At 50.4% G+C, this 13,865-nt stretch carries 19 protein-coding genes; 4 read left to right on the top strand and 15 right to left on the bottom strand.

Annotated elements, in window-relative coordinates; genetic code table 11:
* Nucleotides 1-15 precede the first annotated feature (15 nt).
* From I5M19_RS08155 to I5M19_RS08205, 11 genes are all read right to left on the bottom strand, one after another.
* A complete protein-coding gene (locus I5M19_RS08155) occupies nt 16-642 on the bottom strand; it encodes a hypothetical protein (protein WP_200065708.1) in 627 nt (208 codons plus the stop codon).
* Between the two features lie 2 nt (nt 643-644).
* A complete protein-coding gene (locus tag I5M19_RS08160; protein WP_200065709.1) occupies nt 645-863 on the bottom strand; it encodes a hypothetical protein in 219 nt (72 codons plus the stop codon).
* A 196-nt stretch (nt 864-1,059) separates the two neighbouring features.
* Entirely contained in the window at nt 1,060-1,809 is a 750-nt protein-coding gene (locus I5M19_RS08165) for a hypothetical protein (protein ID WP_200065710.1), read from the bottom strand.
* Nucleotides 1,810-1,848: 39 nt separating this feature from the next.
* Nucleotides 1,849-2,826 carry a conjugative transposon protein TraM gene (traM, locus tag I5M19_RS08170; RefSeq protein WP_200065711.1) on the bottom strand — a complete coding sequence of 326 codons (978 nt, stop codon included), beginning with the start codon at nt 2,824-2,826 and terminating at the stop codon, nt 1,849-1,851.
* Between the two features lie 4 nt (nt 2,827-2,830).
* On the bottom strand, nt 2,831-2,974 hold the full coding sequence (locus I5M19_RS08175; protein ID WP_200065712.1) for a hypothetical protein: 144 nt from the start codon (nt 2,972-2,974) through the stop codon (nt 2,831-2,833).
* Nucleotides 2,971-3,585 carry a conjugative transposon protein TraK gene (gene traK / locus I5M19_RS08180; protein WP_200065713.1) on the bottom strand — a complete coding sequence of 205 codons (615 nt, stop codon included), beginning with the start codon at nt 3,583-3,585 and terminating at the stop codon, nt 2,971-2,973. Before traK ends, I5M19_RS08175 begins: the two co-directional genes overlap by 4 nt.
* A gap of 4 nt (nt 3,586-3,589) precedes the next feature.
* Nucleotides 3,590-4,564: a conjugative transposon protein TraJ gene (gene traJ, locus I5M19_RS08185; protein ID WP_200065714.1), complete on the bottom strand. Its 975-nt coding sequence runs from the start codon at nt 4,562-4,564 to the stop codon at nt 3,590-3,592.
* On the bottom strand, nt 4,548-5,180 hold the full coding sequence (locus tag I5M19_RS08190) for a TerB family tellurite resistance protein (RefSeq protein WP_200065715.1): 633 nt from the start codon (nt 5,178-5,180) through the stop codon (nt 4,548-4,550). Before I5M19_RS08190 ends, traJ begins: the two co-directional genes overlap by 17 nt.
* Nucleotides 5,167-5,772, bottom strand: coding sequence for a hypothetical protein (locus tag I5M19_RS08195; protein ID WP_200065716.1), 606 nt, complete (start codon nt 5,770-5,772; stop codon nt 5,167-5,169). Before I5M19_RS08195 ends, I5M19_RS08190 begins: the two co-directional genes overlap by 14 nt.
* Entirely contained in the window at nt 5,759-6,409 is a 651-nt protein-coding gene (locus I5M19_RS08200; protein ID WP_200065717.1) for a conjugal transfer protein TraI, read from the bottom strand. Before I5M19_RS08200 ends, I5M19_RS08195 begins: the two co-directional genes overlap by 14 nt.
* Nucleotides 6,406-6,693, bottom strand: coding sequence for a hypothetical protein (locus I5M19_RS08205; protein ID WP_200065718.1), 288 nt, complete (start codon nt 6,691-6,693; stop codon nt 6,406-6,408). The genes I5M19_RS08200 and I5M19_RS08205 overlap by 4 nt, the downstream gene beginning before the upstream one ends.
* A gap of 89 nt (nt 6,694-6,782) precedes the next feature.
* On the opposite strand from I5M19_RS08205, the gene I5M19_RS08210 reads away from it, so the two are divergent.
* From I5M19_RS08210 to I5M19_RS08220, 3 genes are all read left to right on the top strand, one after another.
* Nucleotides 6,783-7,766 (top strand): helix-turn-helix transcriptional regulator, encoded by a 984-nt coding sequence (locus I5M19_RS08210; protein WP_200065719.1) that lies wholly within the window; start codon nt 6,783-6,785, stop codon nt 7,764-7,766.
* Between the two features lie 78 nt (nt 7,767-7,844).
* Entirely contained in the window at nt 7,845-8,915 is a 1,071-nt protein-coding gene (locus I5M19_RS08215) for an alkene reductase (protein ID WP_200065720.1), read from the top strand.
* Nucleotides 8,916-8,927: 12 nt separating this feature from the next.
* The gene (locus tag I5M19_RS08220) at nt 8,928-9,869 is read left to right on the top strand and encodes an NAD(P)-dependent alcohol dehydrogenase (RefSeq protein WP_200065721.1); all 942 of its coding nucleotides are present in this window, start codon (nt 8,928-8,930) and stop codon (nt 9,867-9,869) included.
* On the opposite strand, the gene I5M19_RS08225 is transcribed toward I5M19_RS08220, so the two are convergent.
* From I5M19_RS08225 to I5M19_RS08240, 4 genes are read right to left on the bottom strand one after another with little or no spacing between them, the layout of a single operon-like run.
* Nucleotides 9,862-12,300 carry a TraG family conjugative transposon ATPase gene (locus I5M19_RS08225; protein WP_200065722.1) on the bottom strand — a complete coding sequence of 813 codons (2,439 nt, stop codon included), beginning with the start codon at nt 12,298-12,300 and terminating at the stop codon, nt 9,862-9,864. The genes I5M19_RS08220 and I5M19_RS08225 overlap by 8 nt on opposite strands.
* Nucleotides 12,287-12,595: a DUF4133 domain-containing protein gene (locus I5M19_RS08230; RefSeq protein WP_200065723.1), complete on the bottom strand. Its 309-nt coding sequence runs from the start codon at nt 12,593-12,595 to the stop codon at nt 12,287-12,289. Before I5M19_RS08230 ends, I5M19_RS08225 begins: the two co-directional genes overlap by 14 nt.
* On the bottom strand, nt 12,592-12,885 hold the full coding sequence (locus I5M19_RS08235; RefSeq protein WP_235985780.1) for a DUF4134 domain-containing protein: 294 nt from the start codon (nt 12,883-12,885) through the stop codon (nt 12,592-12,594). The genes I5M19_RS08230 and I5M19_RS08235 overlap by 4 nt, the downstream gene beginning before the upstream one ends.
* A complete protein-coding gene (locus I5M19_RS08240) occupies nt 12,882-13,325 on the bottom strand; it encodes a hypothetical protein (RefSeq protein ID WP_200065725.1) in 444 nt (147 codons plus the stop codon). The genes I5M19_RS08235 and I5M19_RS08240 overlap by 4 nt, the downstream gene beginning before the upstream one ends.
* A 144-nt stretch (nt 13,326-13,469) precedes the next feature.
* Here I5M19_RS08240 and I5M19_RS08245 point away from each other — a divergent pair, with 144 nt between their 5' ends.
* Nucleotides 13,470-13,829, top strand: coding sequence for a hypothetical protein (locus I5M19_RS08245; RefSeq protein WP_200065726.1), 360 nt, complete (start codon nt 13,470-13,472; stop codon nt 13,827-13,829).
* The last annotated feature ends 36 nt before the right edge of the window (nt 13,830-13,865 follow it).

Here is a 13,865-nt window from a genome sequence, read left to right on the forward strand (position 1 = left end):
CGCTTAAAATAACAATTATAATCGCGGTCCGCGCGGCTTCCGCTTGATTTGTTGTTTCGAAACGGCTTTCAGGTCTTCATTAAGCTGTGAGGCCCAACGGGGCGCATCTTCTTTTAATTGGAGACTGGTCGACGGCCAGCTCCACCCACCGCATATATAGGGTGTACCGGTGGTCATTACATCAACGAGTGTCAACCGGTCAACAAGTTTAAGATGAGCACGTAATAGGGTAAAGGTAGCGGCATACATTTCGTGGATGGTTTCCGGTTGAACTAAATGAAGCCCGGCGGTGTGACGGCGGCGGGCGCGTTCCAGACAAAGCGCAATTTGTTCCGTATAGAACAAAACAATATGTATGCTATTGTCGGCATTAAACGATTTAACTTTCCGGAGATAATCGTAATGGCTTTGGAAGCCCAGGTTTAACTCGATGGCAAAATCTTCGCCGGAGATCAGCGACCGTTGCACAGATTGCTGAAAACGCATATTGCCGATATCTTTATAATCGGTGTAGCCCATATGGCGATAGCGCTGTGCAATCATATCGGCATCCCAAATATCGATGTTTTCCGGAATAAACTCGTGGCCGGAAGTGCTTTTACCAATCCCGGGCGGCCCGGCAATGATATAAATGCAGGCCATAACTATTCGCCTTCGATGTGGCCATCGGGGTATTCGGCGACGAACTTGCCATCCTTTTCATAAACCAAAGGCTGGCCGATGGCGAACAGGCGTTCTTTCAGGGTAACCTCCGCCTGTGCTTTCCAGGCAGCAAATTCCGCCCTGTCCATATGGAAGGGGTTCCTTGTCATGGTTCCCTTTTTGACAAAAAGTTCATCGGTTTCTAACTGCGCGTGTCCCATAAATCAAATTTACATAAATCTTTTTTAAATAAAGATGCCAAAAATGTCAGCAGCCGAATGTACCGGAACAGCTGACGTTGAGCTTATGCGGTCATTTTAAGTCGCCGGGACGCCTTGTAGTCTTCCACCATTTCCTTTAGTCCATCAGGCAGATCAGGTGTAAAAAGGCCTCCCCGGTGACAGGGAGGCGCGGGATTCAGACATGCTGTTTAACTTGCCGCGTGCGCTTTTTTTTTGTGCCGTCGTCACTTTGCTTTTGGCTCTGCGCTTGTTTCTTATCTTGCCTGGCTTCCGGCTTTTTATAGTCTTCCAGCCGCTGGGGTTCGCCTTTGTAATTGGTCAGGTTGACGCGGTGTTCGGCAGGGTTGGCCTCCACGAAGAGTTTGACCGGTTTGCCGTTCTTGAGGGCTTCCAGCTGGTGGCGGTTGCCCTTCTCTAGGGATTTTAGCAGTTTGTCGCGGGCGCCGGGTTCGTCGATGCCGATGATGTCCATTTTATCGATGGCGCGTTCCGGTTTGTAATTCCAGCCGTCGCTGTAGGTTTGCAGTTTGGCGTTGCCGTTCTCGGTCCGGTCGCTTTTGTCCAGCACGACCCAGGCGTTGTACTTTTCACCGGCTTTATTTTCCATTTCTTTGTGTACCGCCCGGCCTTCCAACAGGTTGAACGCTTCTTTGGCCGTTATGCCCTGGCCCTTATTGATATAAAAGGTCTGTTGTTCGTCTTTAAGTTTGGCGTCGTATTTATTGAAAAAGTACATATCGTCTTTCTCGCCGGCTTTGTAATGGAGCGTATAATCCATATTGGCCTTGTTGTACGCCTGGCTGGTGGTCAGCGTAAATTCTTTTTCTTTCGCACTGATCTTTTGCTCCAGTTCGCCGTTGACCTTATCGCCGAAGCCCAGGTTCAATAATTGTTTTTGCAGGTAAGCTAAATTCTGTGTGTTCATCGTCTGATTGTTTATGGATGTAAAAAAAAAAATTATTAGTTAGTGGTTGATCTTTAACAGCACCGGGTACCGGTCTTTGAGTTTGACTTTGATCTTTTTGACTTTTTTGCTGAACAGGCCCTTGGCCGCGTTGATGCCGCTCGCAGCGGCCTGGGTGCCGAGGGACTGGTCCATGCTGAGGAATTGCAGGTTCTGGATGGCGTCACCGGCACCATTGGCCGCGGCGCCGCCGAGTTCGGCTTCCGGTGCAGGGATGCCGGGCATCCCGTCCAGGCTGAAGACCGTCAGGCTGACCGGGATGATTTGTTTACCCAATCGTATATGCTGAATGGTCAGGAGCAGCCGTTGGTTGGTCACCGAACAGACCCCGAAAAGGGTCTGGCCTTTGGGCAGCAATTGGTCTTTGAGCGTGACGCTGTCGGTCAGCCGGAGTTTGACAGCGGCGCCGTCCATGACCTTCTGTTTGCCGGCAATGACAGCGGGTATCGCCTGGAAGGGGCTGGCGTCAGCGGCTTGGGTATCGGTCTTGGCCGGGACGGGGTGCTGCATCGCCTGGAGTTGGCTGAGCATATGGCTGAGCTGCGCGATTTGCGGATCCTCTTCGCGGTTGGCCTGGATGGATTGCGCCATGTCGTGCAGCTTTCTCACCCGCGCTTCGTCTTCAGGCGGCAAAGAGCGGCTGGGCGCAGGCTGGGCGAGCTGCTGGTTCAACTGGGCCAGTTTGGCCTGGATGCGGTCGGCGCTTTGGTCGGCCGCCGGTTTGTCAGCGACGCTGCTGAGGAAGCCGGAACTCACCCCGTTTTGGGCGGAGTCGCGGCGTGCGGCCTGGTAGACCGCCATTTTGGTAGCGTCGGGTTCTTTTTTGAATTGGGCCTGGGGCAGGCTCACATCCATGCCGGCAGTAGCCGCTTCGTTAAGGGAGGGGGACTGGCCGCCACCGAGGGCCCAGAAGGCCATGGTCAGGAAAGGTATGACCAGCAGGGGCAATACCAGCAGGAATTTGCGTTGTTTGTTCATGGTGTTATTTTTTAGTTAAAGAATGCCGGCCGATGTACCTGGGTGCATCCGTCGGGTTGAGCTGAATATCGTTATGGCCTAATGACCAGGCCAGCAGCAAGGCATAGATTGCGGCGAGGACCAGGAAGATGACTTGTCGCTTTTTCATGGGCTGATGGTGGTGTCACGGTTGGCCAGGGTTGCCCATTTTTCAATGAGGAAGCCATGCGGATTGTTGTCCGAGCGGCTGACATTCCGGAGGTAACCCTGGGTGATCAGGACTTTGTGGATGGTCGAGGTCGCGCGTACCAATGTCTGCACGGCAAAGCATTTGAACGCATAGGGGTACTGGTCCATGTCGAGCCAGATGCTGTCGATGCGGAGCCGCTGGCTGATATTGCCGGAGATCAGGTTATTGTAATAGCCTTTTTCCTTCAGGCCGTTGTACTCGTTGCGCGCGCTTTCGTCCGCGAGGTAGAGCGCTTTGCCGATATTGGTTTCGATCACTTTTTCGTCCGGGTCGAGCGTGAAGAAATCATGGTGGAACGTGCGGATATGGTCGCGGGCCTCCACCGGGATATTGTCTTTGCGGTCAGCGGCCAGCGCTTCCAATACTTTGCCGTTGGCCAGGAGATAAATATGCTGCTTGGCTTGCGTGCTGAACTGATAGCTTTTATAGACCGCGAAGCCGCAGATGAGTGTACAGGCCGCGATCAGCAGATAGCTGAAGCGCTTGATGTGCTGGAAGGCCGTTTCGATGTTTTTGAGGTGACTGAACATAGGGTTATTTTTTAAAGAGTTGGGAACTTAGCGCGGTCACTTTGTTCAATAAACCATTGCCGCTGCCGGGATGGATGATATAGCCGGCTACCGCAGGGACGGTAAAGTAGCCGACAATGCCGATCAGTAAAAAGATTAAGTAAGCGGTATCAGTAGAACTAAAGAAAGTATCGCCAGCAGTTTGCACTTGCTGGATATCCAGTTTGAGCATATTCTCCTGCACTTTTCCGATGATCGCGCCGAAGATATTGGCGACGGGCAGCCAGAGGAATACATTGACATACTTGGCCAGCCAGGTATTGAGCGTGAACTGAAAGCCGTCGAATACCGATAAACCCAGGACGAGCGGGCCCAGGATAGCGAGTACAATCAGATAGAAGGTGCGGATGGTATTGATACAAAGCGCCGCGGCCTCAAAAACGACCTGGAGTATTTCGCTCATCCATTGCTTGACGGTATTCCGGAAATTATAACTGGCTTTGGCCATGGCGAACTTCATATCGTTGCCGATCCCTGCAAATACGCCTTCCTTGCTGCCATTGGGGTCATCGGGATGGGTATATTGGTACCATTTGTCCCGGTCGCCGTCCCCGTCGGCGCCGACATACATCTGCCAGGCATCTGTCTTTTCAATGGCCGCCTGTTTGGCCGCCAGTAGTTTTTGGATCGCCGCGTCCGAGTTTTTGACCATGCCCCCGGTGGCGGTGACCATCGGGCTGAGCACGCCGTTCATGACGGCGATGAGGCTGGGGAACAGAAGAATGGCCAGGCCGATCCCGAAAGGGCGCAACAGCGGGTAAAAGTCAATGGGTTCGGCGGCGGCGATCTTTTGCCAGACGCGGGTGCTGATGAAGAGCAGTGCGCCAAAGCCGGCGATGCCGCGGCCTACACCGATGAGCTGGCTGCATAAGGGGAGCATGTCGTTATAAACCTGGTTCAGTGTGCCTTGCAGGCCGCCGATATCATTTGCTAAATTCATAAGTGTACAATTTTTTGAGGGTTTGGGTATCGTTGCTGTCTTTGGCGCGCTGTAAACTGAGCAGGATGCTTTGCCGGTTAAAGGCGCGCAGGCAGTTGAGCAGGTCGGTATTGGACTGGTAAATGCGGTCAATGCCCTTGATGCGGTCGGCATCGGACATCCGCAGTTGGTTGGCCGTAACCAGGCTGCTTAATTCATCGAGGTTCTCCAGGCTTTGGTTGATGAGCTGCGCATAGACCTGGCTGATATAACGGAGTTCGTCCGCGCTGAAGCTGCCGCTTTGACGGAAGTTATGATTCGCGCGTTTATATTCGCTGACCAAACTGGCCTGCTGGCTGATGATCTCGGCCACGCGGCCGTAATTGCGGACCGCGGGGCTGACGGCCATCAGGCCGGTTAAATAGCTATTATGCAGGTCGAAATTGCCTTTGGACAGGTTCGATACGGCACCGTAGCCCTGCTCATAGATCTGGTAACCGGCTTTCATATCCGCCAGGATGCTTTTGAACTGGGTCAACTTTTCAATGTCGAGCATGAGCTGCTCGATCTCCTGCGCCTGGGCATGAACCTTCAGGCTAAAGCATAAGCACAGCACTATTATTTTAATGGTTCGCATATAATCCTTTTAAAGTGTTGGTAGAATTAAGGTCTTGTTGTTTTTGGATGTTAAACCGTTTAAGCTGATCGCTGAAATTGGTGGCGAAATGCAAATTGGATAACATCGCTGCATGCAGGATCTCTATTTGTTGCAGGCGTTCCGCATCACTCATTTCCGTACCGCCCGAAATGACATTGGTCAGTTCAGTTAGCTGGGCTTCGCAATCTTGGAGCAATGCAGTTTTAACTTTAGTTACGTACGCCATATCATCTGCTAACCAGCTATTTGTCTGTTTAATAATATCCTGTTGCCAACCAATGATTTGCTTAACTTGACTATTTTTCTTTAGGCTTGGATCAGCATTTTTCAATCGGTCATAGTAAGCCGTATGTAATTGGAACTCATCACCGATGTAATTGGTAATGGAACCTAAACCACCTTTGGCGATGGTATAGCCTTTTTTCAGAAAGCCGCCATAAACCTGCAAGGCTTCGATTTGCGCCAATAGGTATTTCTTTTGCGTTTTGCGCTGCGAGAACCACTCGGCGAAAGTTTGTGCCTTTGCGCATGTGCTGAGCAGCACCAATGCTATTATTCTAATGGAGGCCATAATATTTTTTTAAGGTTTGTAATTCATTTAGATCGGTAGCGCGCCGCAAGCTCAATAGTTGATTTTGCGCATTGAACTGTTTCAAGTCATTGTAATTCTCATCCAGATGGTCACCCGCTTGATTAATGAGTTCCAGCCGTTCCGCATCGCTCATCTGGCTGCGCCCGGCGCTGGCCAGGGCCATGATCTCCTCGAGGTTCTTCAGGCTGGTCTCCAGGATGCCGCTATAGACCGCCTGCATATGGTTGAGCTCATCGGCCGAAAAGTGTTTATCGCCCCGGAACAGCGCCCAGGCCTGCTGGTACCGGCTGACCAGCGCCGCTTGTTTGCGGGCTAGATTTTTGATGCGCTGATAACCGCTGATATAGGATTTGATTTGCCAGAGCTCGTGGTAATAGCCGCTGTACAGCGTTTCCTGGTCCTGGCTCCAGCCCGCAATCTGGCCCAGCCGGATCCTGGATAGTTCGTTCTCGATCTGTTTCTGCGCGTTTTGCAGCCAGATCGTCTCGTTCTGCAGGCGCTGAATTTTCAGGTCAATGGCTTTGATGACCTTTTTGACCACCGTGCCCACGATAAATTGGGCCTTGGCCGTGCTAACCGCGCCACTGAGTAACAGGATAATGAGCAACTTTTTCATGGCAACTGGGTGTAAATGGTATTATTCCAAAAGGCACGCTTACCGTCAAAGCGGATGACGGGCGCATCGGGACTGTGCAGGCCCCATTGCCTGACTTTAAATTCTTTGGGCTGCAGGACACCGTTACGGATCTTTTGATACCCCGTGCGGTTAACGAGGATCGTGTCCTGGATGACGAGGGTGTCATCCGCTATGGCGTATTGCCCTTCGGTATGATTGACATAGGTGCGGCTGCCGGTGGTGCAGCCTGCAAAACCCAAAAGGACGAGCATTGCTTTTTTCATAAAGCAAAATTGGACTGCCGGCCCCGCAATAGCTCCACTCCAGCCCGTCAGGAGGTGGTTTTATTTCTAATTAATCCATACTTTTAAGCATGAATTTCGAATTTACCGTGCAGGCAGGGTTTAATTTTGTTAAAAGCTTTGGCGACTATTTTAACATTCCGGTTTTCAAGAACGAACTGAAAATTCCGCCGCATATGGGCGAAGGCCACATTAAGACTGTTGATGTGGCACCCGGCTTTAAATTCGTCCTGCATCATTACACCCTGAAAGAGGAATTTCATTTAAAGCGTAAAGCTCCCGCTGAAGGCAGTGAGCTGGTCTCCATTGTATTCAATAGTAATGAGCTACCGGCAGGATCCGCTGCCGACCGGGAAACGGCCGTTGAATTTTTAAAAAAGAATGGGTCGTCCATCCAGGTCGCATCGACCGCTATAGCCACCGAAACCATTTTTCCCGCTCATGTTGAGGTCTATTTCGCTGTCATCGGCATCAGGAGGCAACTGCTGGCCGATATCCTTCGGGTAGATCCGGCAAATGGCCCTTTGAACACCATTTTGCATGGCGATAGCTTGTTCTTTTATCACGAAAAAATGCACCCGGAAGTGGCCAGGGTGTTGAAGCTCATTTCTGAGATCAGCGAGCAAAATAAATTGAGTGATTTGTTTTATAGTATCAAGGCGCATGAGCTGATCTACCTGTTATTTGATCAGCTGCTGCAAAGGGACAGCGACAAACAAAGCCCGGTTAACAAAGCCGATATTGATAAATTATACCTGATCCGAACGGCGGTACTGGCCGATCTGGGTCAGCCGCCTCATTTAAGCGAGCTTGCAGCATACGCCGGCCTCAGTGAAACAAAAATGAAGCACTTATTTAAGCAGACCTTTGGCGATACCATTTACAACTTTTACCAGAATGAAAGGATGCAGGAGGCCGGCTTTTTATTAAAACATGCAGGCTACTCCGTTTCCGAGGCAGGTTACCGGCTGGGTTTTTCCAACCTCAGCCATTTCTCCAGACTTTTCGAAAAGCATTTCGGAACCACTCCAAAAAAGTATACGCTTGCCGGATAGGACTATTTTTCGGGCCTGAGGCGCTATTTTAACGATCATATCCTGCGGACATTTGACCTATCAAATAAAACAAACGATATGAAAAAGTTACTGATGCCCTATACCAGCCAAGCGCTGAATTTAAAGAATCATTTAGTGATGGCCCCCATGACACGCAGCCGTGCTATTGACAACTTACCCAACGCGCTTATGGCCGAATATTACAGCCAGCGCCGCGGAGCAGGATTGATCATTACCGAAGGAACCGCACCGGCACCTGAAGGGCTTGGTTATGCCCGTATCCCCGGTATATTTTCTAAAGAACAGACAGAAGGCTGGAAATTAACGACCGAAGCCGTACACCAAAATAACAGCAAAATATTTGTGCAGCTCATGCATACCGGGCGTATCGGTCACCAGGCTAACCTGCCCGAAGGTGTGCAGGTTGTTGGCGTGTCCGCTATTCCGGCAGCGGGGCAAATGCACACCGATACCGCAGGTATGCAGGATTACCCCGTACCTGTAGCGCTATCCACACAGGGCGTAAAAGAGGTGATTGGCCAGTATGTAGCGGCCGCTAAAAATGCGATAGCTGCAGGTTTTGACGGCGTAGAACTGCATGGTGCCAATGGTTACCTGATCGAGCAATTTCTTAATCCAAACGTTAATGATCGTACAGACAACTATGGCGGGAGTGTTGAAAACCGGTCCAGATTTGCTATTGAAGTTGCACAGCAAGTAGCTGATGCTATAGGTAAAGATAAGGTCGGTATAAGAATTTCTCCTAATTCTACTCTTGGCGACCTGCAGGCTTATGACGCAGACACCACCGAGGAAACCTACATTCATTTAAGCCGGGAGTTTAACCGCATTGGCCTTGCCTATATCCATATCAGTCTAAGCCCGCAGATACCGGCGCAAACCTTAAACGCTATCCGTACAGAATTTGAGGGTACATTAATCTACTGTAATACTTTTAACGCCGAAAAAGCCGAAGCAGAACTGAATAAAGGCGATGCCGACCTGATCGCGTTCGGACGTGGATTTCTGGCCAATCCTGATCTGGATCAGCGTATCATCAATGGCTCAGCGCTGAACGCACCTGACTTTACCACCCTTTATACACCAGGCGCTAAAGGCTATACCGATTATCCGGCGTTATTTAACTAAACACAGCTCAACATGAAAAAGATAATTTATCATAGGTTCGGCGACGCCGAGGTATTGGAAATGGCGGATGTAGCCATGCCTGCAGTCAGCGAAACAACAGTCCTGATCAAAGTTAAAGCGGTATCAATCAATCCCCTGGACTGGAAGATCAGGAACGGGGAAATGAAGTTAATGTCAGGAAGCAAATTCCCAAGAGGGATCGGCATCGATTTTTCGGGGATCGTTGAAGCTGTAGGCAGTACCATTAAGGCGTATAAAAAAGGCGATGAAGTATTTGGCCTGCTGGACGTTTTTAAAGGGGCTGCTTTGGCTGACTATATCTTAGCCGACGAGCAAGATATTGCAGCTAAACCAAAGGGGGCTTCTTTTGAGCAAGCTGCTGCTGCACCGGTGGTCGGTTCTGCGGCCATCCAGTTGTTCGACACCTTGGTGAATATTCAAGCCGGTACGGAAGTGCTGATCAATGGCGCTTCCGGTGGGATCGGCATGTTCGCCATACAAATCGCCAAAAAGAAAGGCGCCGCTGTTACCGCCGTGGTAAGTGATAACGGCTTAGAGGCCGCAGAGGATTGGGGCAGTGATGTTGTCATCAATTACCGGAATGAAGATGTGCTGCAAGCCGGCAAGCTTTACGATGCGGTGATCGATCTGTCCAATCAATTGCCTTATAGCGCGGCGAAAAAGATCATGAAGGCTTCTTCGGTCTATGTGCATACTGCTCCGGGACCCAAAGAGATCATCAGTTCGTTTTTTATCAGTCTTTTTTCAGCAAAAAAGTACAAGGTGCTGATGCTCAAACCTTCACCGGTTTATCTGAAAGCGTTGAAAAGCTACATGGAAGCGGGACTTTCTGTCGTCGTCAGCAGGGTCTATTCCTTTGATGCGTTTAAAACCGCCTACACTGAGGCGCCTAGAGCGCATATCGTCGGCAAATCGGTGATCAGGGTTAATTGAAAGAACTGTCCATTTCCTCTTGTACGATAGCGGCAATGGCCTTGCGGATATCGCCGTATTTTTGGCGGTAGTGCTGGACTTTGGCTTTTTCACTGGATTCTGTCGTATAGGTCCAGTACTCTTCCCGGCTGACCTCGGTACGGTAAACGCGGGATAGCTGGCCGTTTAAGGAAATAAACACTTCTTTGTAGCGATAGCGTTCGTCATTGGCCCGGTTCATCGACATGATCAGGGCCGTTTCTTTATCGGTAATGCCGAGTAGTTGCTGGATTTTAGGGAAGTCGTTTTGGTATTTGCGCTGATCCAGTAAGATTTTGCAATCGCTGTTGTTGATAATGGCTTGTTTGACCACCGGCGAGCTGATAATGTCTTCGATGTCTTGTGTTACTACTAATGCTTCGCCAAAGTATTTGCGGACGGTTTTAAATAAATACTTGATGTATTCGGCCATGCCTTCGCGGGCGATGGCTTTCCAGGCCTCCTCAATTAAGATCATCTTTCGGACGTCTTTGGGTAATTTCCTCATTTTGCTCACGAAGGTTTCCATGATGATGAGGGTTACTACCGGGAATAGGATAGGGTGATCTTTGATATTGTCCAATTCAAAGACGATAAAGCGTCGGTGCAGCAGGTCCAGGTTGGTGGTGGCATTTAATAGATAGTCGTATTCGCCGCCTTTATAATAGGGGCGCAGTACAAATAATAAATTGTCGATATCGAAGTACCGGTCTTTGACGCGGCTGCTTTTCATGGTTTCATAGAACGGCCCTTGCAAAAACTCATAAAACGTATTGAAGGAGGGTTCGGGATCGCTTTGATAGTAATGGTACAGCGCATCAGAAATGGCGATGTACTCACTGCGCTGTACGCCCTCGTCTTCTTTTTTCCAGAGCGCCAGGATCATGGCTTTGATGCTTTCGCGTTTTTCGGTATCGAGCGTATCACCGGGAGCGACGTAAAAGGGATTGAAACTGATCGGCTGCTTTTCGCTATAGGTAAAATAATAGCCGTCCACAAAATCACAGAGCCCCCGGTAGGAGTGGCCGACATCGACCAGGACGATGTGAGCGCCTTGTTCAAAATAGGAGCGCAGCAGGTGGTTCGTGAAAAAGCTTTTGCCGGAACCGGATGGCCCCAGGATGAATTTATTGCGGTTGGTGGTGATGCCAGCCTTCATGGGCTCATCAGACAAGTCGACGTGGAGGGGTTTGCCGGACAAGCGGTCACCGAGGCGGATGCCGCAAGGGGAGAGGCTGCTGCGGTAATTGGTTTCCAGGTTTAAAAAGCAGCAGGCTTGTTCGGCAAAGGTGTCAAACGTATCGTTCATCGGGAAGTTCCCTTCATTGCCGGGCAGGCCGGCCCACCAGAGTTGCGGCGCGCCATCCGTTTCCTGTTTGGGGCTGGCATCGAGTTGGGCGAGGGCCGAACTCACCTTGTTGCGGATAGCTTTGGGTTCGCCCCAGGCCAGAATATTGAAATGCGCTTTAACCGGAAGCCGCTGCTGGCTGATCGCTTCGTTTAAAAACTCCTGGGTGGCATCACGGCCGATCGCGTTTTCGCGGGAATAGGCCGACAGCGATTGCAGCCGCAGTTTTTTGGCTTCGAGTTTTTTCAGCGTTTTGGCGCTGTCTTCCACAAATAAATATTGATTGTAGATATGGTTGCAGTCGAGTAAGGCCCCAATAGGACTGGCGAAGCCGGTACTGAACTTGGTTTTGTCGGTGCTGTAGGGATCATAGGTGATGCGCGGGCTGCACTGTGCGGGCAGGTCTTCTGCATCTGCCAAAGCATATAATTGACAGCGGTGATCACCAATACGCAACTCCTCTTTGAAATGAACGTCTTTGAGTACAGGGGCGTCGTCCGGGCCGATCAAAAAGCAATATTGTTCCAATAAGCCGGGACGGACCAGCGTTCCGGCTAAATCGTCATCAGACAGGCGGCGCAGTTTGAGTAGTCCGCTGTCTTCCAGCACGCGCTGGAACTGCCCGGCGCTATCCATAAAATCACGGAATCGGTCGGGTGAAGTGGCTTCAACAGGGGTGATGCGTTTGCGCAGCAAACTGCTGGCGGCGCTGTTGATGATGTTGAAATTTGCCGGACGGCGGGTTAGATAAAGCTGGCAGCGATGCGCCAGGTAAGGGCGCTCGTTAAAGAAGTGTTCGCTGGCATGGCCTAAAAAGGTCTGGTCACCAAACTGCGCTTTATACTGGTCTTCCACGAACCAGTCCTGTTTATGAAAGATGCTGTTCCTCGGCAATAGCTTGATCGCTTTGACCCAGCATTGGTGGAGCGCCTGGTATTCGTCGTTGGACAGCGTGAACAGTTCGGGCAGGGTGACCTCAAAACCAATGGTCAGGTCACCCTGTGCCGATAACAGGGTGTCGTGTTCGACTTTATAGACCGGAAAGAGGTGCTCAGCGTTTTTCATAAAATAGCCTCCTGGAGCTGAATTTTAAATAATCCGGTAAATACCGTCTGGCATTTCGCTTCATCAGGCCATGCTGTCCGTATTGATGGCTCAGGCCGAAGACTTTATAAAAGAGGAATGAACCTAAACCGGCGATGATCAGGATGCAGAGATATACTGCCAGGCCGATCAAATACAGGATGGCGAACAGTAACAGCAGGCCAACCAGGCCGGCGCCTAAATAGCCGATGTACTGCGCCTTCAGCCCTTTAAATTCGATGGGGCGGTTAATGCCCTTGTTGATCTGGTAACTCATACGCCAAAAAATGATTTAAGGACAGTGGCTACGACCACTAAGAAGATGCAGCTGCCAAACCAGGAAGAGGCCACTTTGCCCGTATCGTGTTCACCGTCATTCCATTTTTTGTAGACCTTGATCGCGCCGACCAGGCCGACGACAGCACCGATGGCGTACATCAAATTCGTACCGGTGGAGAAATAGCTTTTTACTTGCGTGGTGGCTTCGTTGATGCCGGCGTTGCCGTCCTGGGCCATACCGGCGGCTGCACAAAGCAGCAGCGTCAGGGAAATGAGGATCTTTTTCATGGGGTTGGATGTTGGGGCCATTCACCGGCCGTTACGTCAAATACTAATCTTAATTGGGGGTAGAGGGCCTGGAAGTTCAGCTCGTCGTGTTCGTATTTACACACGAGCAATTCCAGCAGGGCCAGGAAGTCGGTTTTGTTCGCCGTCGCATCCGCGAGCGTTTGGGCTTCCGTCAGGAAGTTGTCTGCCGGTCCGGTCTGGTCGCTGATATTATCCGGGGCGCTGCTGCCAAAGACGAGTTCTTCGGCCGGTAACGCTTGCATGCCGGGCTCTTCCCGGACGCTGCCGATCACCGGCGCGGTGGCTACGGCAGGAAGGCTGTCCGGCGTGGCCGTTTTCAATTTGAACAAGTTGAACCGCAGGGCGACATAAGCGTACCAGGCGGCGGTGAGGACGAGGATGGCCGTACTGTATTGCGGCCAGGAAATGTGGTTTAACATAAGCTTTCGTTTTTGTTGAAAGCAAAGGTCAACAGCCCCTAATTACTTCTTTCCAACGTCCCAGGTCAGGTGGGCGAATTTTTGTGGTCATTTAAAGCGCATTGATGAGCAATTCTAGTTATCTTGCTGCTTAAATCGTTGAAAATGCCATTAGATGCTAAAGACCTGAGAATAGGTAACTTCATTCAAACGCCCGACGGCCTGGCTCGGGTCCAAACCATCGCAAATATGAAAATTGGCGGTGTTCGCCTGGAAAACGGAGAGACTAAAGTCATGGAATATAATGATTGCGAACCGGTCGGCCTCACTGAGGATTGGTTAGGACGGTTCGGATTTATACAGGAAAATGAAGCTTGGTGGAACAATTTTGTAGGAATTCGCCAGGTGGAGGACGGTTTTTATTTCAGCGAATTGCGTGATGGTATTGTGGATTTATCGCATGTTCACCAATTGCAAAATTTGGCTTATGTCATTAATCAAGCCGATTTGACTTTGGAATATTAAACTATTTGGATTTTAGGACGTTTGTCTTTATATTTG

This window comes from Mucilaginibacter segetis (assembly GCF_016522075.1).
Classification (GTDB): Bacteria; Bacteroidota; Bacteroidia; order Sphingobacteriales; family Sphingobacteriaceae; genus Mucilaginibacter; species Mucilaginibacter segetis.